The sequence below is a fragment of the Kineococcus endophyticus genome (assembly GCF_040796495.1).
Taxonomy (GTDB): domain Bacteria; phylum Actinomycetota; class Actinomycetes; order Actinomycetales; family Kineococcaceae; genus Kineococcus; species Kineococcus endophyticus.
The window spans coordinates 221436-243688 of sequence record NZ_JBFNQN010000004.1 but is presented as its reverse complement, the minus strand read 5'-3'; the positions used below and the strand labels follow the sequence as shown (position 1 = coordinate 243688).

15 protein-coding genes are annotated in these 22253 nt (G+C 72.8%); 8 read left to right on the top strand and 7 right to left on the bottom strand.

The window, feature by feature from the left end; all coding sequences use genetic code 11:
- Window positions 1-47: 47 nt before the first annotated feature.
- The 3 genes from AB1207_RS07230 to AB1207_RS07220 all read right to left on the bottom strand — a co-directional run bounded on the left by AB1207_RS07230 (window position 48) and on the right by AB1207_RS07220 (window position 5508).
- Window positions 48-1352, bottom strand: coding sequence for a hypothetical protein (locus AB1207_RS07230; RefSeq protein ID WP_367637271.1), 1305 nt, complete (start codon window positions 1350-1352; stop codon window positions 48-50).
- Between the two features lie 5 nt (window positions 1353-1357).
- Window positions 1358-2362 carry a glycosyltransferase gene (locus tag AB1207_RS07225; RefSeq protein ID WP_367637270.1) on the bottom strand — a complete coding sequence of 335 codons (1005 nt, stop codon included), beginning with the start codon at window positions 2360-2362 and terminating at the stop codon, window positions 1358-1360.
- A gap of 521 nt (window positions 2363-2883) precedes the next feature.
- The gene (locus AB1207_RS07220) at window positions 2884-5508 is read right to left on the bottom strand and encodes a beta strand repeat-containing protein (RefSeq protein ID WP_367637268.1); all 2625 of its coding nucleotides are present in this window, start codon (window positions 5506-5508) and stop codon (window positions 2884-2886) included.
- Between the two features lie 489 nt (window positions 5509-5997).
- Here AB1207_RS07220 and AB1207_RS07215 point away from each other — a divergent pair, with 489 nt between their 5' ends.
- Window positions 5998-8253, top strand: a complete 2256-nt coding sequence (locus AB1207_RS07215; protein WP_367637267.1) for a putative bifunctional diguanylate cyclase/phosphodiesterase — start codon at window positions 5998-6000, stop codon at window positions 8251-8253.
- A gap of 3 nt (window positions 8254-8256) precedes the next feature.
- On the opposite strand, the gene AB1207_RS07210 is transcribed toward AB1207_RS07215, so the two are convergent.
- Window positions 8257-8784 carry a GNAT family N-acetyltransferase gene (locus tag AB1207_RS07210; protein WP_367637266.1) on the bottom strand — a complete coding sequence of 176 codons (528 nt, stop codon included), beginning with the start codon at window positions 8782-8784 and terminating at the stop codon, window positions 8257-8259.
- Window positions 8785-8923: 139 nt separating this feature from the next.
- On the opposite strand from AB1207_RS07210, the gene AB1207_RS07205 reads away from it, so the two are divergent.
- Window positions 8924-9838: a type IV toxin-antitoxin system AbiEi family antitoxin gene (locus AB1207_RS07205; RefSeq protein ID WP_367637264.1), complete on the top strand. Its 915-nt coding sequence runs from the start codon at window positions 8924-8926 to the stop codon at window positions 9836-9838.
- A gap of 46 nt (window positions 9839-9884) precedes the next feature.
- Here AB1207_RS07205 and AB1207_RS07200 read toward each other — a convergent pair whose 3' ends face one another.
- Window positions 9885-10307 (bottom strand): cold shock domain-containing protein, encoded by a 423-nt coding sequence (locus AB1207_RS07200; protein ID WP_367637263.1) that lies wholly within the window; start codon window positions 10305-10307, stop codon window positions 9885-9887.
- Between the two features lie 42 nt (window positions 10308-10349).
- On the opposite strand from AB1207_RS07200, the gene AB1207_RS07195 reads away from it, so the two are divergent.
- The 3 genes from AB1207_RS07195 to AB1207_RS07185 are packed head-to-tail and all read left to right on the top strand — an operon-like array spanning window position 10350 to window position 17312.
- Window positions 10350-12641 carry a putative bifunctional diguanylate cyclase/phosphodiesterase gene (locus AB1207_RS07195; protein WP_367637262.1) on the top strand — a complete coding sequence of 764 codons (2292 nt, stop codon included), beginning with the start codon at window positions 10350-10352 and terminating at the stop codon, window positions 12639-12641.
- Window positions 12642-12696: 55 nt separating this feature from the next.
- A complete protein-coding gene (locus AB1207_RS07190) occupies window positions 12697-15051 on the top strand; it encodes a diguanylate cyclase (RefSeq protein ID WP_367637261.1) in 2355 nt (784 codons plus the stop codon).
- A gap of 23 nt (window positions 15052-15074) precedes the next feature.
- On the top strand, window positions 15075-17312 hold the full coding sequence (locus AB1207_RS07185; RefSeq protein ID WP_367637260.1) for a putative bifunctional diguanylate cyclase/phosphodiesterase: 2238 nt from the start codon (window positions 15075-15077) through the stop codon (window positions 17310-17312).
- Between the two features lie 7 nt (window positions 17313-17319).
- Here AB1207_RS07185 and AB1207_RS07180 read toward each other — a convergent pair whose 3' ends face one another.
- Window positions 17320-17577: a hypothetical protein gene (locus AB1207_RS07180; protein WP_367637259.1), complete on the bottom strand. Its 258-nt coding sequence runs from the start codon at window positions 17575-17577 to the stop codon at window positions 17320-17322.
- Between the two features lie 193 nt (window positions 17578-17770).
- Here AB1207_RS07180 and AB1207_RS07175 point away from each other — a divergent pair, with 193 nt between their 5' ends.
- Complete coding sequence (locus AB1207_RS07175) at window positions 17771-19873, top strand: PP2C family protein-serine/threonine phosphatase (RefSeq protein WP_367637257.1); 2103 nt, start codon at window positions 17771-17773, stop codon at window positions 19871-19873.
- A 9-nt stretch (window positions 19874-19882) separates the two neighbouring features.
- Here AB1207_RS07175 and AB1207_RS07170 read toward each other — a convergent pair whose 3' ends face one another.
- Window positions 19883-20245: an ATP-binding protein gene (locus tag AB1207_RS07170; RefSeq protein ID WP_367637256.1), complete on the bottom strand. Its 363-nt coding sequence runs from the start codon at window positions 20243-20245 to the stop codon at window positions 19883-19885.
- Window positions 20246-20420: 175 nt separating this feature from the next.
- Between AB1207_RS07170 and AB1207_RS07165 the strand changes: the two genes are divergently transcribed.
- The gene (locus tag AB1207_RS07165; RefSeq protein WP_367637255.1) at window positions 20421-21464 is read left to right on the top strand and encodes an NAD(P)-dependent alcohol dehydrogenase; all 1044 of its coding nucleotides are present in this window, start codon (window positions 20421-20423) and stop codon (window positions 21462-21464) included.
- 44 nt (window positions 21465-21508) lie between these two features.
- Window positions 21509-22249, top strand: coding sequence for an NADPH-dependent F420 reductase (locus AB1207_RS07160; protein WP_367637254.1), 741 nt, complete (start codon window positions 21509-21511; stop codon window positions 22247-22249).
- The last annotated feature ends 4 nt before the right edge of the window (window positions 22250-22253 follow it).

The window sequence follows — 22253 nt, the reverse complement described above, 5'->3', positions numbered from 1 at the left end:
CTGCTGTGCCGGAACAGTGAGAAGCGCCTGTCCGGCCCAGTCGTCTCTCAGGAGAGCGACGAGACCTGACCTTCCGCAGTCGCGTCCTCTCGGCGTCGGAGCCCCACACTCGACCGTCGAGCCGCCACGACCCCCGCCAGGAGCAGCACCCCCACCGCCGCCGGCAGGCTGCGGTAGACGAAGAACGCGTGGATCTGGGAGTGGTTGCTCAGCACGCAGTACCAGGCCGGGACGACGAGCGCCGGGAGGGCGACGGCCGCGAACGTGGCCAGTCCGCGCAGCCCGTGACGCACGAACGTCAGAGCGACGAGGACCACGAGCAGCACCGTCGAGGCCACCACGACGGGGACCGCCGTGACGGAGTGCTCGGTCCAGTAGGTCCAGTTCGCCGTGACCCCCGCGCCGAACGCGTGGGAGACGTCCCCGCCGTCGAGGCGGAACTGGCTGACCTCCTGGACGCGGGAGAACACCGACAACCCCTGTCCGAGCGCCCCGATGAACCAGCGGAACACCCACGTGAACCCGAACGCGACCGGCCACGCGGCGCCGACGGCGAGGACGGTCCGCCAGGTCTCCCGCACGTCACGGGTCGTCGCGTGCACCACCGCTGCGGCGACCGCCGCGCACAGCGCCCAGGCCATCGGCGGGACGGTGAGCAGGTCCATGTAGCAGAACAGCGCCGCCGAGAACCCGGCTCCGACCACCGCTGCGCGCCACCCGCGGGAGGCCGCCACCGCCGTCACCGCGACGCCGGCCGCCACCGTCGCCAGGGCGATGCCGTGGGTGAACGCCCTGTCGGGCATGGCGAGCGCGTTCGTCGTTGCCGCGATCGGCAGGAAGAGCGCGAATCCCGCCACTGCACCGAGCCGACGCGTCACAGCGAGGAACGCAGCCAGCACGGCGGCCGCGAACACCCCTGTGACGACGAGCCGCAAACCGGGGACGTCGGTGAGGGCGAGCACGGGCCGGGTGAGGATCGAGTACCCGGACCAGTAGCGGAAGTAGGTGGCCGGCGTCTGAAAGTCCTCCCCCGCGGCGAGGCGCTGGATCTCCCCCTTGCCGTCGTCGCAGGAGGACAGGCGCGGCCCACCGGTCGTGAGGTTCCACAGGCTGCGCGGGTCGTCCGGCGTCGTGACGCCGTACCCGAGTTCGGCGCACTCGGTGAAGCGGTCGGCGGTGCCGCCCACACCGTCGGGACCGTAGGGGGCGCCGTAGTCCCCGGTCTGGATGGCCTGCGCGAGGTGCTTGATGATCGGCTCGTTCGGGACGGCCTGCGCGCCCATGAGCAGGACGAAGAAGACGACCTGCAGGGCGACGAGCCCGGCGACGGCCTTCGCGGCGAACCTCAGCACGCCGTTCACCGACGGGCCGCGCGGTCGTGCCGGACGTCGACCTCGGGGGCCGGGCGCACGCCGTCGAGCAGCGTCAGCGGGCTGGGGTACTCGAGGTAGACGAGGCGCGAGGCCTCGTCGGAGGCGTGCCGGACCGCCTCGAGGATGACGCCGACCGCCGTGACGACGACGGCGATCATCATGAGCGCGGAGGCGAGGATCGCCGTCGGGAACCGCGGCACCAGCCCCGTCTGCACGAACTCGACGACCACGGGGATGCCCAGGACGACGGCGACGAGCGCGATGAAACCGCCGAGCAGGGAGTGGACGAGCGTGGGCCGCTCGTACCGGGCGAGCCGGACGATCCACCGCAGGATCGCCCACCCGTCGCGGTAGGTGCGCAGCTTGCTCGCCGACCCCTCCGCGCGGTCCTTGAAGCCGACGGGAACCTCGGCCTGCGGGACGCGCAGGTTGACGGCGTGCACGGTGAGCTCGGTCTCGACCTCGAAGCCGCGGGAGATGGCGGGGAAGGACTTCACGAAGCGGCGCGACATGACGCGGTACCCGCTGAGCATGTCCGTGACCGGCTCCCCGAAGACCGTGGAGACGACCTGGTTGAGCATCCTGTTGCCCGCCGCGTGCCCGCGCCGGTACGCCGTGACCGTGCTGGCCCGACGCGCCCCCACGACGTGGTCGAGCCCCTCGGTGATCAGCTTCTGGACCAGCTCCCCCGCCACGGAGGCGTCGTAGGTGTCGTCCCCGTCCAGCAGGACGTAGACGTCCGCCTCGACATCGGCGAAGGCGCGGCGGATGACGTTGCCCTTCCCCGGCCGCGGCTCGTACCGAACCAGCGCCCCATGCGCCCGCGCCACCTCAGCGGTGTCGTCGGTGCTGCGGTTGTCGTAGACGTAGACCGTCGCCTCCGGCAGCGCCGCCAGCACGTCGTCGATGACGTGGCCGACCGCGGCTGCTTCGTTGAGGCACGGAAGGATCACCGCGACGTGCGGGACGGGGGTGGTCGTGTGGGGCATGGGATGAGCGTAGGACTGAGGGATCGACGGCTGGGGGAGCGCGTGGGGCGCGCCCTGTTGTCACCGACGAGGTGGGCAACACGAGGCCCTCCTAGCAGCCACTGGGCCGGTCAAAGAGCGTGGCGAGGGTCCGGCGCCGACGGACCGGCCAGCCTGCGGCCCTTGGTATCACTGAGCCTGCCCGAAAGGTCCCTTGCGGACGAGATTTGCGACGGTTTCGTGACGGTCGACAACGGCGACGTGGACCGACGCCGCAGCCGGGTCGAAGTTGGATGCGGCCTTGGGCCCGCACCGGTGATCCCGGCGAGCGAGCTGAGTTCGGCCAGAGCGGCGACGTCCGCCCCCGTTGCCGATGCAGTTGGGCGCGAACGACTCCACCCAGGAGTGGTCGGCACGGGCCGAACCCTCAGCCCCTCGCTTTAGGTCCGTGAGGTATCCGACAGACCGACTAGAGCGGAGAGGGGCCCGCGACCGGTGGTCGCGGGCCCCTCTTTTACCTATGGATCGCAGATCGTGCTAGATCAGCCGATCTGACGGTCGCCCGACGCCAGGCTCAGCGCGTTGCCCGCCACGTCGGTGACGCTCGCCGAGTCGGTGATGGTGGCCGGCAGCTGCACACCAGCGGTCGTACCGTTCGCGATGGACGTCTGCGTCGCGAGCAGGGTGACCGTCAGGACGCGGTTGGCCGGGTAAACGACCCCGCCGACCGTCTCGTCCGCCGAGTTGAGCGTGAAGGTTGCGTTACCCGACACGTTCGTGATGTCGACGATCGTGCCGTCGGCGTCCGTCACCCGCAGGCGGCTGGTGGAGCTGGGGGCGGCAAGCGCCTCCGAGGCCACCAGCTTGACGACGTCACCCTGGTCGAGGGATCCGGCGAGACCGGCGCTCGTGGTCTGGACCGTGTTGATCAGGGTGGGGGCAGTGCTGTCGACGGCCGCGGGCGAGGTGACGTTGATGTTGGCCGTCTGAGCGGTGCCCGGGTCGCCGTCGTTGATGGGCGTGAAGCGGTAGGTGTACGAGCCCGCCGCCACGTCGTTGTCAACGAAGCTCAGCGAAGTGGCCGAGACAGTCGGCGTCACCGTGGTCACGGGGACGAATCCGGTCGTCGCGGTCACGCCCGAGGTGCTGGGCGCACGCTCGATGGTGACGGAGTCGAGGCTGTTGGCCCCGAAGGTCGCCGCGAGGGTGATGTCGTTGACGCTGGCGCCCGAGCCCGCCGTGGCGGTCGCGGTGCCGGTCAGAACCGGGTTGGAGTCGGTGAGCGCGAAAGAGCTCACGCCGCCCGCGTCGGTGGTGTAGTTGCCGGTGATGGTGTCGCCGGCGCTCAGCGCGGCCTTGAAGGTGTCGAACCCGACCGAGACGCCACCGACTGTGTAGGTGTCGTTCGCGTCGAATGCGAAGGAACGCGCAACCAGCGTGCCCGTCGTGGAGCTCTGGTCCGGGTCAACCGTTGCGGTGAACGTGTTGCCGGTCTTGTCAACCGCCGTGATGGTGGCCGCCGTCGCCGTGCCAGCACCACTGTCGACCGCAGCACCGATGAGGCCGTTCGCGGCGCGGGTGGCGACGTAGACGACAGCGCCGCCCAGGCCAAAGTTCTCCGTGGCTGCGGCGTACACGCCAGCCGTCGTGGCGCTGGTCTCAAGGCGACCGTTGACGCCACCGGTGGACGAAGTGCCACCAGCCCCACCGTTGATGTACACAACCGGGACGACAGCGCCCGGGTTGGTTCCGTCAACCGTGAAGGTGATGCTGCCATTGACAGGCTGCACCGTTGTGGAACGGAGGGCCGTGTCACCGGAGGGGAACGTGGGGGTGGCGTTGTTCACCGACGTGATGTCGGCAACGTCGGCGCCCGGGTCGACCAGGTTCTTGCCGGCCGAGTCCTGGTCAGAACTGGTCAAGAAGGTGACGGAACCGTCAGCCGCCGTGCGGATGCTGTCGGCGTTCACCAGCGTGATGCGGTAAGTCGTACCCGCAGTGAGGCCGGTGGCCGTGTAGACACGGTCGTCAGCGGCGTCCGCCGTACCACCGGTGTCGCCGACGACCGTCTGGGTCACGGACGTGCTCGGCGAGACAGCAATGGTCTGGAGGCTGGTGACGTTGCCGCCAGCCGCCGTCTTGGCTGCAGCCGAAAGCGAGGCCGGGACGCTGTTGGTGTCACCGAACGCCACCGCAGTGGTCAGCGTCGAGGCGTTGGCCGTCAGGTAGTTCGTCGTGCCGGTGCCGAGCGAGTTGGTCCCCAGCGTCAGAAGGATCGGCGCGCTGTTCTTGGCGGCCCAAGGGCCGGCCGCGAGGGCGTCGATCTTGTCGCCGTTGGCGATCGTGGCGGTGGTCTTGCCGTACTTGCCCTGCGCGACGCCGTACTCGGCGATCTTCTGGGCGGTCAGCGAACGGTCGTCACCGGCGATGGTGGTGACCGTCGCACCGAGGGCGGTGACGGCGTTCTTCACCGAGTCGGTGATGGCGTTGCCCAGAACGACCACGTTCTTGACGCCACCGGAGGTGATGGCGTTGGCGGTGGCCGACGGCAGCGAGCCCGCGTTCGTCAGCAGGACCGGGGTGCCGTCGAAGGACAGCGGGGAGGCCGCGAGGGCGTCCGGGGAGACCTGGCCGGCGAGGAGGTCCGCGCGGGCGAGGAAGACCGTCGACGACTTCGTGCTACCGAGGTTGTAGATCGCGGCGGCGGTGGCGAAGCGGTCCGAGCCGGAGACGACCTGGACCTGCAGGCCCGCGGCGGTCATCTGCGCGATGGCGGTCGCATCGACGGAGTTCGAGTCACCCAGGACGATCGCCTTGGTGGCCTTCAGCGTCTTGATCGCGTTGACCGTGTAGGCCGGGACGTTGCTCTTCTGCGTGAGCAGGATCGGCGCGTTGTTAAGACCCGCGGCGTAGGCGCCGGCCTGCGCGTCGATCGCGCGGTCGCCGTTGGCGACGACGACGGTCGAGGAACCACCGGGGAACGCCTTGACGGCGATCTGGGCAGCAGTGTCGAAGCGGTCAACACCGGAAACCTGCGAAGCGGCGGGGTCGAAACCAGCTGCAGCCTGGGCCGGCATGGCGGCGAAGCCAAGGCCGGACAGACCAACAAGAGCCGCGACGCCGGCCCCGATACCACGCCGGCGCAACCGGGAGGTTGCTGCGGTCACGATTGCCTCCAAGGCATGTGAAAGTGATGTTCCCCCCCGTGAGGGGCCGGCCCGGTTTCGGGCCTGCGACACCAGCCGCTCCGCTACTCAGCGGAGTGACCTGGTGACAGATCTGAACGTACACGAGAGTCACACCAGCAACACGGGGAGTAACGGAAGATCTCTTCGCAGACCGGCGTGTCGGGTGGCGCACACGGGCTGTGACCTGCGGTTTTACGTCTCACAGGTTCTGGTTACAGTTTGGTAACGGGCAGCCTCACCCGTCTCGACGGCCCCAGGTAACCCATCTGGAGTAGTCACACGGGATGGGGTCACCACCCACGCACGAACCATGACGCTCTGTGGCTCATGTGGGTGACCCTCTTCGGACCATGCTCTGCTGACCCCAACGGGTGGTCGTCGCGCTCTGTGACGTCGGCGATCTTGGCTTGGCTCCCTCGGGGTCCGGCCCAACGGGACCGGGTGTCACGCAGTCGGGCGATCCAGCGGGTGGACCGGCCCGTCGAACCCCTGGCCATGACGTTTCACCAGCACGCCTGGCGGGCGGCCCTCTCGGCCGCCGTGCTCGTCGTGTCCGCCCCGCTGCTGGTGGCTGCGTCCGAGCACTGGCACGACGGGCGCCCGGTCCTCCTCGCGACCGGCCTCGGCTGGCTGGCCGTCACCGTGCTCATGCCCTTCCTCGCCCTCAAGGGCACCCGCAGCGGCGTCGTCCGCTTCACCGCCTCCGCCACGCTCTGGGGCGCCGGCACGGTCCTGGCCGGCGCCTTCCCCACCGCGACGGTCGGGCCGGTGCCGTTCCCGCACCTGGCGCACGCGGTCTCGCTGGCCGGTCTGGCGTACATCGCGTTCCAGCAGCTCCGGCACGCCCGCGTCGCAGGCGACGACCAGCCCCTGCTCGTCGAGGCGTCCCTCTTCGCCACCGTCATGGCCGCCCTGTCGTGGGACGTCTTCGGCCGTACCGGCCACGTCGGCGACGGCTGGTGGCAGGCGAGCGCCTCGCTCGTGGTGCTCATCGCGTCCTTCGTGGCAGCGTCCGCCGTCGTCCTGGCCGTCGAGCACGGCGCCCTGCGACTGGCCTGCTTCGGGCTCGGGCTCGCGGCCGTCGCCACCGAGGTCACGGCCGTCACGGCGGCGCACTCCCCCCGCGCCGCGGACGTCGCCGTCCTCCTCGCCCTCGTCGGCGGCCTGCTGCTGCTCGTCTTCCAGCCGCGCGGCGGGTTCGTCCGCCACGGCGGGGTGGCCGTCACGCAGGCCGCGCGCCGGCTCCGCCTGGCCGTGACGCTGCCCGGGGCGGCGATGCTCCTCGACATCGCCGTGAACACCGTCGACCCCCGCGTCGACGGCCTCCTCTCGGCCTACTACGGCGCGGCGATCGTCGCGGCCGCCGTCCGCCAGGCGGCCACCGCCCGCGCCATCGACCGCACCCGCCAGACGCTGTCCTTCCAGGCCCAGCACGACCCGCTCACCGGCCTGCAGAACCGGACGGCACTAGCCGACGCCCTCGTCGAACCCGACCGCACCCAGTCGCTCGTCATCCTCGAGGTCAGCGGCCTCGACGACGTCACCGACGTCCTCGGCGTCGCCGTCGGCGAGGACGTCCTGCGCGCCGCCGCCGCCAACCTGCGCGAGCACGTCACGCCCCTCGACGGCACCACCTACCGCGTCCGCCACGACGAGTTCGCCGTACTCCTGCCGGGCAGCCCCGATGAGTCCGTCCGCCACCTCCCGCACGTCCTCGCCGCCGTCAGCGCCGCCCCGCTGCAGGTCCCCGGCGCCGGGCGCTTCCCCGTCGCGGCCGTGGCCGGTGTCGCCCGCGTCGACCCGGGGGCCCGCGCCGCCGGTGACGCGACCCTGCCGCTCGTCCACGCCGACCTCGCCCTGCGCGACGCCCGCAGCAACCCCGGCCTCCTGGGCTGGTCGGTGTACTCCGGCGCCGTCGCCGCCCAGCACGCCCGCCGCCTTCTCGTCCGCGAGCGCCTGGCGTCCGCCGTCGCCGAGGGCTGCATCGACGTCCACTTCCAGCCGATCGTCGACTTCACCACCGGCCGGGTCGTGAAGTTCGAGGCCCTGGCCCGCTGGGACGACCGCGAGCTCGGCCGCGTCTCCCCCGTCGAGTTCGTCGCCGTCGCCGAGGAGTCCAACCTCGTCGTCGCCCTGGGCGAGCACGTCCTGCGCCGCGCCGTCAGCACCGCGCACGCAGCCGGGGTCTTCGACGCCGAGGTCCGCCTCGCCGTCAACGTCTCCGTCGTGCAGCTGCAGTCGCCGGGCTTCGCCGAGGTCGTGCGCGAGATCCTCTCGGGCTACCGCATCTCGGCCCACCTGCTGACCCTGGAGCTGACCGAGTCGGTGTTCCTCGACTCCGACTCCCCCGCCGAGCGCGTCGTCACCGAACTCGCGCGCCTCGGCTGCCAGATCGCCATCGACGACTTCGGCACGGGCTACTCGGCGTTCGGCTACCTCGACCGCCTGCCCGTCCACGTGCTGAAGATCGACCGCTCCCTCACGCAGTCGCTCACCGGCGAGGGCAACGGGCGCTCCGTCGTCACCGCCGTCGTCGACCTCGCGAACAACCTCGGGCTCACCGTCGTCGTCGAGGGCGTCGAGACCGACGAGGAGGCCGCGATCTGCCGCTCGATGCGCGCGGGCCTGGGCCAGGGCTGGCTCTACTCCGCGGCCGTCACGTCCGACCGGATCATCTCCGAACTCGAGCGGGAGTACCCCGTCTCCCCCGAAGCCGTCCGCTGAGCATCACCAGACGTCCCCGGAGCGCCACTCGCACACCAGCTCCTGGTCCACGTCCCACGTCCCGGCGGGGTCCAGGACGCGGACGCCCCCGTCCTCGTCCGGGGTGCGCTGCGCGCCGGTGACGGTCAGCACCGACAGCGGACCGCGCCACACCCGCCACCGCCGCTCGTACAGCGGGGCACCCTCCTCGGACGCGGCGAGGAACCCCGCCCCGTGCCCGGCGACGACGACCCGCTCCAGCTCGCCCATGACCTCCGACGCCACCCCGCGTCGGCGGTGCGAGGCGGCCACCGCGACGTTCTCGACGTACCCGACGGGCAGCGCCCGCCCACCCACGAGGAACTGCCGCCGCACGACCGCCCCGTGCCCGACGAGCACGCCGTCGTCGTGGGCCAGGACGTGCCACCCGCCGAGGCCGTGCTCGAAGTCCTCGTCGGTGAAGTCCCCGAACGCGGCGTCCAGGAGGGCGCGCAGCTCGGTGCGGGTGGCGGCGGACAGGTCGGCGGTGTGGCAGGCGGTGAACGTGGTCACGGGGACAGGGTGGCGGGACGGCCCCCACTGCGCGACGTTCCGACACCTCGATCGACCGTCAGGGTGTCGGAACGCACCGCAGTGGAAGTGCTCCACAGGGACGGAGCGTGACGCCCACCGGCTGGGACAGGCTGCGCCCGTGCCAGACGCCGCCCGCCGCGCCACGCTTCGAGCTCTCGGCGTCACGGACGGACAGCTGCGGGCCAGCGCCTACCGCTCCCCGTTCCGCGGAGTGCACGCCGACGCTTCGATCCCGCCGAGCGTCGAGCGCCGCATCCGCGACGTGGTGCCGCTGCTGCCGCCGGGCGCCGCCGTCGGCGGGTGGGCCGCCGCCTGGTGGCACGGGGCCCGCGACCTCGACGGGGTGGGGCGCGACGGTGAGCTCCCGGTCCTCGTGTGCGTGCCCAGGACGAGGTCGGTGCGACCCCGCCCCGGCCTGCGGGTCCTGCGCTCGGACCTGGCCACCGAGGAGGTGACCGTCGTCCGTGGCGTCCCGGTGACGAGCGCCGTGCGCACCGCCGTCGACCTGGCCCGTCTCAGCGGAGAGCCCCGACGGGGCGTCATCGCCGTCGACGCGCTGTGGGCCGCGGGCGCCACCACCGGACCCGCCGTCCTCGCGCACCTCGACGAACGACGCCTGCGCGGCACCCCGGTGGCCCGCCGCGCCGCCGAGCTGGCGGCGGCCGGTGTCCGCTCCCCGCAGGAGACGGAGCTGCGCATGATCTGGACCCTCGACGCCGGCCTTCCGCGTCCGCTCGTCAACGAGCGCGTCGTGGACGAGGAAGGAGGGCACCTGGGCCGCGTCGACCTGCTGGACGAGGAGGCGGGTCTGGCCGGCGAGTACGACGGGCGCGGCCACCTCGCGTTGGAGGTGGCGACGGTGGACAACGTGCGCCAGGAGGGACTGGAACGTCACGGGCTCGTCATCGCCCGGTTCACCGCGATCGACACCCGTCCGGCCCACCGGCGCCGCACCGTGCACCGCCTCCAGGACGCTCACCGCCGCGGGCTGGCGACCACCGGGCCGCGGCGCTGGCACGTCGCCCGTGTGTGACGTTCCGACACCCCGCGACGCTGCGGAGGTGTCGGAACGCAGCACATCAGCGGCGGGTGTCCTCCACCACGAACCCACGGTCCAGGCCGTAGTCGGACAGGAAGTCGCGCACGGCGCGGATCTGGGAGGACCCGATCCCGTCGACGCTCAGCAGGATCTCGGTCACCTCGCGGCGGAACTCGCGCAGCGACACGGGACGCTGGGAGTTCGAGGCCGCGGGGCGGCGCTGCTCCGGCGGCGGGCCGCTGCGGCGGGATTCCACCTTCACATCGGAGGCCTTCGGGCCGCGCTCGCCCTCACCGAGGGTGAACTCGACGACCGCACCCTCGAGGGAGCCGTCCTCGGCGCCGCCGACGATGTCCTTGAAGTGGAAGAAGACGTCGTCCGGCGCTTCGGGGCTCCGGATGAAGCCGAACCCGCGCTCCTCGTCGTACGAACGGACCTTGCCCTTGGCCACTGCACCCACCACTTCCAGCTCATCGAGACCGTGCGGGGTCCATCCTCCCGCACCGTGGGAGTGGTCAAGTCCACGACTCCGGGCGCCGACACCTCCACCATGGCCTCCCCGCTCGCCCCGACGCGCCCCACGCCGGGTCGCGTCGTCGGCGGTCTGGCCATGCTGGCGCTCGCGGGCGCGCTGACGGCGCTGGCCGTCGCGCTGCCCGGCGTGGTGCGGACGCCCCTCGTGGCGATCGGCGCCGCGGCGATCACGGCCGCGGCCCTGGCGCTGATCGTCCTGTACAAGGGCCACAACTCCCACAAGTACCTCGGCGCCGCGATGCTGTGGGGTCTCGGCGCCCTCACCGCGGGCCTCTTCCCCGGGACGGACCTCGGGCCGTTCCCGGTGCCCCTGCTGGCCTTCGCCGTCGCCGGTCTGGGCCTGCTCGTCGTGCTGCTGCAGCTGCTGGTGCGCGCCCGCGCGGGCAGCGACGACCCGCCGCTGGTCGTCGACGCCCTCATGCTCGGCAGCGCCCTGGCCACCGCCGGCTGGGACGCCTTCGCGCGCACGGGCCACCACGGACCGGCGGGCTGGACGGCGGCGGTCGTCCTCGTGCTGGTCGTGAGCTCCCTCGTCGCCTGCTCGGCCATCGCGCTGGCCGTCGAGCAGCCGCGGCTGCGCGTCGCCGCCGCCGGCCTCACCGTGAACGGCGTCGGGACGGCGCTCGCCGCCGTCTGCTTCCACCACCAGTCGGTCGTGGCGTACGTGGCGTGCGCCGTGGCGGCGGTCGGCGGGGCCGTGGGCCTGCTGGGCCTGCCCCGCGACGGCGTCGTCCGGCACGGGGGACAGGCCGCGCAACGCGCTGCCCGCCGCCTCGAGATCGCCTCGCTGGTCCCCGGGCCGATCCTGCTCATCGACCTCGTCCTGCTCGTCATCGACCCGCGCGGCGACTCCGTCCTGTACGGCCTGTACATCACCGTCCTGGTGACGTTCACCGTCCGGCACGCCGCGACGGCGCGCTCCATCGACCGGACCACCGCGCACCTGACGTTCCAGGCGCTGCACGACAACCTCACCGGGCTCGGGAACCGGGCCCTGCTGGAACGCGCGCTCACCGAACCCGACCGCGCCTCCTCCCTCGTCCTCGTCGAACTCGTCGGCCTCGACGACATCAACGACGTCCTCGGTGTCAGCGCCGGTGACGCCGTCATCGCCGCGGCCGCCCGGGAGGTGGGCCTGGTCGCCGAGGAACTCGGCGGCGACGCGTTCCGCACCGCGGGCGACGAGATCGCGGTCGTGCTCCCCGGCGACCCCGCCCAGGTCCTGCGCCACGCCGAACGCGTCGTCGCGGCCGTCACCACGGCCCCCGCGACGGTTCCCGGCGCGGCGCGGTTCCCGCTGTCGGCCGCCGCGGGCGTCGCGAGCTGCCCGTTCGGTGACGACTACGACCCCACCGACGTCATGAAGCCCTTCGTGCAGGCCGACATCGCCCTGCGCGACGCCAAGCACCTCGGGCCGGGTTCCATCTCGGTCTTCACCGGGTCCGTGGCCGCCGAGCACGCCCGCCGCAGCCTGCTGCGCGACCGGCTCACGCAGGCCGTCCGCAGCGGGGAGGTCGACGTGCACTTCCAGCCCGTCGTCTCGTTCACGACGGGCCGCGTCGAGAAGTTCGAGGCGCTCGCCCGCTGGGAGGACCCCGTCCTGGGCCGCATCTCCCCGGTCGAGTTCATCGCGGTCGCCGAGGAGTCCAACCTCGTCGTGGCCCTCGGCGAGCACGTCCTGCGCTCGGCCGTCCGCTCGGCCTACGAGGCCGGGGTGTTCTCCGTCGGTGTCGGCGTGGCCGTCAACGTCTCCGTCGTGCAGCTGCAGTCCCCCGGTTTCGCGGACATCGTCGTCGAGCTCGTCGAGCAGTACCGGATCGCCCCTCACCTGCTGACGCTCGAACTCACCGAGTCGGTGTTCCTGGACGAGGACTCCCCCGCCGAACGCGTCGTCACCGAACTCGCCGGCCTCGGCTGCCAGATCGCCATCGACGACTTCGGGACGGGGTACTCGGCGTTCGGGTACCTCGGCCGCCTGCCCGTCCACGTCCTGAAGATCGACCGGTCCCTCACGCAGTCGATCACCGACGACGTCAACGGCCAGTCCGTCGTGACGTGCGTCGTGGACCTCGCGACGCGGCTCGGGCTGACCGTCGTCGTCGAGGGCGTGGAGACCGAGCAGCAGGCCGCGATCTGCCGGTTCATCGCCGCCCCCCTGGGCCAGGGCTGGTTGTACTCCCCCGCCGTCCCCCGCGAACTCCTCGGTGAGCAGCTGGCCCGCGTCTACCCGGTGCCGGAGCTCCTGACGGTCGACGGCGCCTGAGGAACCCGCGGTATCTAGACTGTTCCGGGTAGCTGGGGGTGCCGACACCCATCGGGTGAACGATCCTGACGCCGCCCCGGGCCGCGCGGCCCTGCCGGTGCGGAGCCTGACGTTCACGGCCCTGTTCGCCGTGGCGGTGTTCCTGGGCCGCCTCACGATCCTGGACGGCACGAGCCTCAGCCTCGTCTGGCCCGCCGCAGGGGTGGCGGCCGCGTGGTTCTGCGGGACGCGGAACCGGTGGCTCGACATCGCGCTCCTGGCCGCGGTCACGGTGGTCGTCAACGCCCTGACGGGCGCCGGCCCGGCACTGCTGGTGGGTTTCGTGGTCACGAACCTGGGCCAGGCCCAGCTGTTCGCCTCGTTGCGCCGCCGCTGGTTCTCCCCGGGTTCCGGGCTCGGCACCCGCCAGCTCGCGGTCCTGCTCGGCACGGCGGCGACGGCCTGCGCCGTGGGAACCGTCGGGGGGACGGTCACCGTGGCGGCCGCAGGCGGGGAGCCCAGCTGGCTCGGGGCGGCCGTGTGGTTCACCCGGAACTTCGCGGGCATCCTGCTCGTCGCGCCCGTCGTCCTGCGCCTCGAGGCCCGCGTTCACGTCGCGTGGCCCCGCACGCGTCGCGGGCGGGTCGAACTCGCAGCGGCCGTCGCGACGTCCTGCCTCGCCTACGCAGCCGTGTTCTGGGGGCCGGCCGGGATCCCCCTGTCGTTCCTGCCGCTCGCGGCGACGATCTGGCTGGCCCTGCGGTTCGACACGACGATCGTCGTCGTCACCGACCTCGTCGTGGCCGCGGTCACGGTCGTCGGCACGTTCCACGGGATCGGCCCGTTCGCGGGCATCCACGACGAGGCCGCCCGCGCCCTCGTGGTGCAGGTGCACGTGGGTTTCGTCGCCGCCCTGGGCATGGCGCTGGCGGTCGGACGCGACGAACGCGCCGTGCTCCTGGCCCGGCTCTCGGCCGCCACGACGCAGGCCCAGCAGGCCCGCGCGGAGGCCGAACGCAGCGCCCGGTTCTCCGACGCCGTGCTCGCCAGCGTCGGCAGCGGCATCGTCGTCGCCGACCCCGACGGCCGTCTCCTGCTGTTCAACGACACCGCACGCGCGTGGCACGGTCTCGACGCCGACGACAGCCTCGACCCGGCCCACCACGCCGACAACTACCACCTCTACGGGCCGGACGGGGTGACCCCGCTGACGCCGGGGCAGATCCCCCTGCTGCGGACCCTGGCCGAGGGTTCCGTCAGCGGCGCGGAGATCGTCATCTCCCGTCCCGGCGAGGGTTCCGTGCCCGTCGTCTGCAGCGGCCGGACCGTCACCGACGAGGCGGGCACTGTGCTCGGCGCCGTCGTCGCCATGCACGACCTCACCGAGGTCCGCTCCCGGGAGGCCCAGCTCGCGCGGGCCAACGCCCAGCTCGAGCTGCACGCGACCCGCGTCGAGCGGCTGGCCGAGGCCTCCCGCGCCGTCCTCGTCGCCGACGACCCGCGGCAGGCCGTCTGCGAGGCAGCCATCGAGGTCGCCGGGGCGCAGGCGGCGTTCCTGGCCCAGCCCGACGGTGCAGGCCGCCTCGTCGCGACCGCCGCCACCGGGATGCCCGACGGCTTCCGCCTCGACCTCGACGTCCGGCGGGACACCAGTCTGACGTTGTCGAGCTACCTGTTCTGCGAACCGCTCTTCGTCGCGGACGTGGCCATGCACCCGCAGGCCAACGCCCGTCTCGCGGCCGTCGGCGGACAGGTCTCCGGAGCCTGGCAGCCGGTCGTCGACGCCGACGGGGGCGTCGTCGGGGTGTTGTGCGTCGTCTGGCGCGAGCGCGTCGCGCGCCTCGACCCGACGACCGCGGCCGTCCTGTCCGGGCTCGCCGCAGAGGCCTCGCACGCGTTCACCCGGGCCGACCTGCTGCGCCGGCTGGCGCAGGCCGCCGAGCACGACCCGCTGACGGGCGCGGTCAACCGGCGGCGCTGGGACGACCTCGCGCGGACCGAGATCGCCCGCGCCACCCGGTCGCGGACGCCGCTGACGTTCGCGCTCATCGACCTCGACCACTTCAAGCGCTACAACGACACCCGCGGCCACCTCGCCGGGGACGACCTCCTGCGCGCCTTCACGGCCGCGGCCGGGGCGCAGCTGCGGGAGGTGGACACGCTCGCCCGCTGGGGTGGGGAGGAGTTCGCCCTCATGCTCCCCGACTGCTCGGCGGCGGACGCCGTGGCCGTCGTCGACCGGATCCGCGCCGCGGTCCCCGACGGGCAGACCTGCACCGTCGGGGTCTGCGAGTGGGTTCCCGGCCTCGACGTCCTCGCCGTCGACGCGGCCGCCGACCGCGCCCTCTACGCGGGCAAGGCCACGCGCAACACGACGGTCGTGGGGTCGGCCGAACCGGTGACGTCGGCGCCGGAGGTCTTCAGCCTCTAGAACGCCGGCACGAGAACACTGACGTGCGTCGTGCGTGGACCGGGTACCTGGTCGTCGGGGGAGCCCTGCTCCTGTGGTGCCTGGCCCTGCCCGTGGGCGTGCTCCGGGCGGTCGTCTACGAGGTGCTGCCCGTGGCCTCCGCGGTGGCGATCGTCGTGGGCACCCTGCGGTGGCGTCCGCCGCAGCGCCTGCCGTGGTTCCTGCTCGCCGCCGGGCAGCTGTGCTCGGCCGGCGGGGACCTCGCCTTCGCCTGGCTGCAGGTGGTCCTGCAGGTCGAGCCCTACCCGTCGGTGGCCGACCTCGGCTACCTCGCCGCCTACCCCCTCCAGGCGGTGGCGCTGGTCCTGCTGACCCGCGGCCGCCGGCTGGACCGGGCGGGCCGCATCGACGTGGCCCTCGTCACCGTGGCCATGGCGCTGCCGCTGTGGGCCTTCCTCGTCGAACCGACGGTCGAGGGCGGCGGAACCCTGCTGCAGCGCGCGGCGGACCTGTCCTACCCCCTGTGCGACCTCGTCGTCCTCGCGCTCGTCGTCCGGCTGGGGGCGATCGCCGGCGGGTACAACCTGTCCTCGCGGCTGCTGGCCCTGGGCGCCCTCGTGCTGCCGGTGGGTGACCTGACCTTCGCGTTGTTCCGCAGCGACGGGCACCTGCTGGTCCTGAACTCGGCGTGCTGGCTCCTGGCCTACCTGTCCTGGGGCGCCGCCGGTCTGCACCCCTCGATGCGCGCGGTCGCCCACCCCGACGTCCGGCCCGACCCGACGGGACGGCGGCGGCTGGGGCTCGTCGTCGTCTCGATGCTCGTGGTGCCCGGGATGCTGCTGCTCGAGGCGGTGGAGGCGACCGGCCACCACCTCCTGGACACCGCCCTGGTCGCGCTGCTGATCATCGTCCTCGGCGCCACGCGCACCCAGTTCGCGCTCACGTCCGCGCTGCGCTGGGCCCGGCGCACCGAACGGCTGCGCGCCGAGGTCGAGCACCGGGCCGCGCACGACGCGCTCACGCTGCTGCCCAACCGCGCGAGCGCGCTGGAACTGCTGCGCCAGGCGCAGGAGCGGGCCTCGCGCAGCGGGTCCACGACCGGCGTCCTCGTCGTGGACGTCGACCGCCTCGCCCGCGTCAACGACGCCCTGGGGGACGAGGTGGGCGACGGGGTGCTGCGCGCCGTCGCGCGCACGGTCGAGGACGTCGTCGGCCCCCTCGACCGCGTCGGCCGGCTCGGGGGTGACGAGTTCGTCGTCGTGGTCGAGGACGTGCAGGACGAGGCGGCGCTGGCCCGCGTCGCCGAGCGGCTGTGCCGCTTCCCCGTGCAGGCCGCCGGCCGGACCCTGGACCTCACCTGCAGCGTGGGCGTCGCCCTCCAGGACGCCGGCCGGTGCACGGAGGCCACCGAACTGCTGCACGAGGCCGTGACGGCCGCCGCCCGCGCCAAGGCGGCCGGCGGGGCCCGCACGTGGTTCTTCGACGACGCGCTGCGCACCGAGCTGAGCGGGCAGGCGGCCCTCGAGGACGCCCTGCGCGCCGGGCTGGTGGCCGGCGAGCTCGTGCTGCACTACCAACCCGTCGTCTCCCTGCAGACCGGGGGCACGCGGGGCTTCGAGGCGCTCGTGCGCTGGCACCGGTCCGGTCACGGCCTCGTCCCGCCGGACGAGTTCATCCCCGTCGCCGAGCGCAGCGACCTCGTCTGCGACCTCGGTCGCTGGGTGATGGCGCAGGCCGCGGGACAGCTCGCCCGGTGGCGCGCCGACGGCACGGTGGACGAGGACGTGCACGTGGCGGTCAACCTGTCCGGCCGGCACCTGGCCGAGACGACGCTGGTGGCGGACGTCGCGGAGGTCCTGGCCACGAGCGGGCTGCCCCCGCACCTGCTCGTCCTGGAGGCCACCGAGACGGTCGTGCTCGACGGCCCCGCAATGCTGCCGAACCTGCACGCGGTCCGCGACCTCGGCGTCCGGTTGAGCCTGGACGACTACGGGACCGGCTACACCTCGATCGAGCAGTTCCGCACGCTGCCGCTGGACGCCCTGAAGATCGACCGGAGCTTCATCGTCGCGGACGCGCCGCAGGACGTGGCCCTCGTCGGTCTGATGGTGCACGCCGCCCACACGTTCGGGCTGGTCGTCGTCGCGGAGGGTGTCGAGCGGCCCGAGCAGGTGGAGCTGCTGCGCGGCCTCGGGTGCGACCTGGTCCAGGGCTACCTGTTCTCGCGTCCCGTCCCCGCCGGGGAGGTCCCCGCGCTGCTGCGCAGGACCGTCGTCGTCTGAGCCGGCCTCAGAGGGGCGCGGGTTCGGGGGCCTGCATGACGAGCCGCTCGCGCAGGAACGTCTGCAGGTTCGCGCCCAGCGGATCGCCCGGCTGCGCCTTCTCGGGGTCGTCCAGGCCGCGCTCGCGGCGCGAGATCGCCGGGCCGTCCCGACGCAGGGACTCCAGCAGCTGCCGCGAGTAGGTGCCGGCCAGCAGGCAGTGCAGGGCTTCGGCGCGCAGGACGTCGTCGAGGCCGTCGAGCCACTGGTCGTGCGAGGCGATCACGTGAACAGTGTGCACTGCCCCGGTTCACGCGGACGACACCCGTCGGAGGCTGCGCCGCAACGGTCACCGGACGTACCATCGACGTCACTCCAACGGCGCGGCGTCCCTCACGGAGCGGATGCGCGCGACCACGGGACGCCCCTCCCCCGCCGTCGCTCGCGGGTGTCAGCACCCGCGGCTAGGGTGCGTGACGATGGACGGGACGAGCGTGACCGTGGCCGGTGGCGCCCTGAGCGAGGGCCTGCCGCAGGTCCTGCACGGGCAACCGGGGGCGGTGCTCCTGGTGCGGGTCGAGGACGGCACCGTCCTGTTCGCCAACCCCCTGGCCGAGCAGCTCGCCCCCGGCGTGAAGCTCCCCTGCCCGGTCGACGAGTGGTCCCGCCGCGCCGGCCTGGAGAGCTCGACGGGCGACGACATCAGCGACCCCGCCAACGACGCGTCCCCGCTGTCGCGCATCGCCCACGGCGAGCCGGTCCACGGCGAGCGCGTGACCGCCGCCCGGTCGTCGGACATGTCCCACGAGCGCGAGGCGCTGTGGGTGATCGGGCTGCCGCTGACCGACGCGCCCGTGGACGCCCTGACGAGCCTGGCCCTGGTCGCACTGCTGCCGCTGCGGGAAGCGGGCATGGTCCGCGACGCCCAGCAGTCCGCCGAACGCCTGCACTCGCGCGCGGTCCTCGCCAGCGACCTCTCGTTCACGATCTCCGACCCCAACCAGCCCGACAACCCGCTCGTGTGGGTCAACCCGGCGTTCGAGAAGGTGACGGGCTACGGCCGGGAGGTCCTCGGGCGCAACTGCCGGTTCCTCCAGGGGCCGGAGACCGACCGCGAGGCCGTGCGCCGCATCCGGGCGGCGCTCGACACGGGTGAGACCGTCACCGAGCTCCTCCTGAACTACCGCAAGGACGGGACGGCCTTCTGGAACGAGGTCGTCATCTCCCCCGTGCGGGACTCGGCGGGGACCGTCACCCACCACGTCGGCGTCCAGTCGGACGTGACCCTCCGGGTGCAGGCCGAGCGCGAACGCGACGAGGCCCTCGCGGCCGCCCGCGACGCCCGCCGCCGGCTGGAGTTCCTCTCCGGCGTCACCGACCAGCTGTCCGAGGTGCTCGATCCCGATGCGGCGCAGGACCTCCTGCCCTCCCTGGTCGTGCCGGAGTTCGCCGAGTGGGCGTTCGCGACGCTCCTGGACACCACCGGACGCACCCGGCACATCCGCGCCTCCCACGCGGACCCGGCCATGGCCGCGGACGCCGCACGCTTCCAGGAGATGCACGCCGACCTGGGCGACAACTCGATCTCCATGCGGGTCCTGCGCGGTGACCTCGGCCCCACCCTCGTCTCCCTCGAGGACGACCACGTCGACGTCGTGACCGCCACCCGCGAGACGGCTGACGTCCTGCGCCGGTTGGGGCTCGGCAGCGCGGTCGTCGTGCCGTTGCGCGCGCGGGGAGCCGTGACGGGGTCCCTGACCCTGCTGTCCGGTCCGGACCGCCCGCCGTTCACGCCCGACGACCTCGCGACGGCCACCGACCTCGGTGCCCGTGCCGGCGTCGCCCTGGAGAACGCCCGGCTCTACGCGCAACAACGGATGGCGTCGGAGACGTTGCAGCGCAGCCTGTTGACACCACCCACGCCGTCGCCGGGGCTGTCCGTCGCGACGCGGTACCACCCGGCGGCCGAGGCCGCGCAGGTCGGTGGCGACTGGTACGACGCGTTCACCCAGCCGGACGGGTCCACCGTCGTCGTCATCGGCGACGTCATGGGCCACGACGTCCTGGCCGCCGCGGCGATGGGGCAGCTGCGCACGCTCGTGCGGGCGCTGGCCTACGACCGTTCGGCCCAGCCGGCCGAGGTCGTGCGCCGCCTCGACGAACTGCTCGAGGGTCTGGGCGTCACGACGCTGGCGACGGGCGTGGTCCTGCAGCTCGACGCGGGTCCCGGGGAACGCGGCATCCGCTGGTGCACCGCGGGCCACCTGCCCCCCGTCGCCGCCGCTCCCGACGGCGAGGTCCGCATGCTCGAGGGCGACGGCATCGTGCTGGGCCTGGGCTCGGGACAGCAGCGGGACCAGCACGAGGACGTCCTCGCGCCCGGGTCCCTGCTGCTCCTCTACACCGACGGCCTCGTCGAGCGCCGCGACCGCTCGATGGAGGACCGACTCGCCGAGCTGCGGTCCGTCGTGTGCGACCTGTCCGACCTCGACGTCGAGATGGTCTGCGACGCACTGCTGGACCGGATGCTGCCCGACGGCAGCGACGACGACGTCGCCATCGTCGCGGTCCGGGTCGGCTGACCGGTCCGGTCAGTCGGCCCGTTCGGCCAGGTCGCACCAGACGGTCTTGCCGGGCTGTTCCTCGCGCACGCCCCAGTCGGCGCACACCGCCGCCACCAGACCCACGCCCCGGCCCGACTCCGCCGACGTGTCCGGTGAGGTGTGCTGCGGCGGAGCGGAACTGCCGTCGCTGACCTCCAGGTGCAGCACGCCGTCGCGGCAGTCGAGGTGCGCGTGCAGCGGTGGGGCGCCGTGCTCGACGGCGTTGACCGTCAGTTCCGACACGGCCAGCAGGGCGCGGTCGAGGTTCTCGCCGCCGTGGTCGGGGCAGGCGCTGTCCCGGACGAAGGCGCGGGCCCGACGCGCGGCGCTGAGGTCCGCGGGGAGGTCCATGTCCGCTCCCGGAGTGGTTCTGCACACCCCACCATCGTGCGGCCCGGGGACCGTCCCCGCTTCTGGTAGAGCGTGCAACCACCCCGAGGGGCGGCACCGGTTGCCCGGGGTTAGCGTGGTGCACGAGCGCAACGGTGCGCACGTCCCCCCGTCCATCCGACCCCATGGAGCAGTCGTGCCCACCACCGTCAAGGCGTACGCCGCCACGTCCCCGACCGACCCGCTGACGCCCTTCGAGGTCGAGCGTCGCGACGTCGGACCCAAGGACGTCAAGATCGACATCAAGTTCGCCGGCATCTGCCACTCCGACATCCACACCGCCCGCAGCGAGTGGGGCCCCGCGACGTACCCCGTCGTCGTGGGCCACGAGATCGCCGGGATCGTCGAGGAGGTCGGCTCGGAGGTCACGAAGTTCAAGGTCGGCGACCGCGTCGGCGTCGGTTGCATGGTCGACTCCTGCGGGGAGTGCGAGAACTGCGTCGCCGGCGACGAGCAGTTCTGCGTCAAGGGCATGATCGGCACCTACAACAGCGTCGGCAAGGACGGCCAGCCCACCCACGGCGGGTACTCCCAGGCCATCGTCGTCACCGAGGGTTTCGTCTGCGGGATCCCCGAGGGCATCGACCTCGACGTCGCCGCGCCCCTGCTGTGCGCGGGGATCACCACGTACTCGCCGCTGAAGCAGTGGGGCGCCGGCCCCGGCAAGAAGGTCGCCGTCGTCGGCCTCGGCGGGCTCGGCCACATGGGCGTCAAGATCGCCCACGCCCTGGGCGCCGAGGTGACCGTGCTGTCGCAGTCGCTGAAGAAGCAGGAGGACGGTCTGCGCCTCGGCGCCGACCACTACCACGCGACGTCCGACCCGGACACCTTCAAGGCCCTGCGCGGGCAGTTCGACATCATCCTCAACACCGTCAGCGCGATGCTCGACTTCGACGCCTACCTGTCGCTCCTGCGGCCCCACGGCGCGATGGTGAACGTCGGCCTGCCCGACAAGCCGCTGTCCCTCAGCATGTTCTCCGTCGTCGGCGGCAACAAGAGCTTCGCCGGTTCCAACATCGGCGGCATCCGCGAGACCCAGGAGATGCTGGACTTCTGCGCCGAGCACGGCATCGGTTCCGAGGTCGAGGTCATCGCAGCCGACACGGTGAACGAGGCGTACGAGCGCGTCCTCGCCTCCGACGTCCGCTACCGGTTCGTCATCGACACCGCGACGCTCTGACGACCGCTCACACCGCCTGACCGCGCCCTCCGGGGGCGGGATCGTTGTCCAGCGCTAGACGACGATCCCGCCCCGGAGGGCGTTCGCCGTTCCCCGGACGTAGCGTCGCGACCATGGACATCGGCATCATCGGCGCCGGCAACATCGGCGGAAACCTCACCCGCGCGTTCTCGCGCCTCGGCCACACCGTCAAGGTCGCGAACTCCCGCGGACCCGAGACGCTCGCCGACCTCGCGGAGGAGACGGGGGCGACCGCGGTCACCGCGGAGGACGCCGCGCGCGGCGTGGAACTCGTCGTCGTGACGATCCCGCAGGGCAAGGTCCCGGACCTGCCCACCACCCTCCTCGACCCGCTGCCCGACGGCGCGGTCGTCGTGGACACCGGCAACTACTACCCGCAGCAGCGCGACGGCAGGATCGACGCCATCGAGGACGGGACCCCGGAGACGGTGTGGACGGCGCAGCACCTCGACCCGCGCGGGCGCCTGCAGTGGGTGAAGGCGTTCAACGGGATCATGGCCGAGCACCTCCTCACGGCGGGCCGGCAGCCGGGCGACCTCGAACGGCGCGCCCTGCCGGTCGCCGGGGACTCCGCCGACGCCAAGCAGGTCGTGGGCGGTCTCGTCGACGAGCTCGGGTTCGACGTCGTGGACGCGGGCTCCCTCGCCGACTCCTGGCGCCAGCAGCCCGGGACCCCCGTGTACGGCGCCGAGGCCGGCGTGGAGGGCATCACGAAGGCCCTCGCCGACGCCCCGGCCGAACGTCCCGCGGAGTTCCGCGCCTAGACCG

Bases quoted from the DNA above. Each gene is read 5' to 3' on its own strand.
- AB1207_RS07225 (WP_367637270.1), bottom strand. From the start codon at position 2,362: ATGCCCCACACGACCACCCCCGTCCCGCACGTCGCGGTGATCCTTCCG.
- AB1207_RS07175 (WP_367637257.1), top strand. From the start codon at position 17,771: ATGGACGGGACGAGCGTGACCGTGGCCGGTGGCGCCCTGAGCGAGGGC.
- AB1207_RS07170 (WP_367637256.1), bottom strand. From the start codon at position 20,245: ATGGACCTCCCCGCGGACCTCAGCGCCGCGCGTCGGGCCCGCGCCTTC.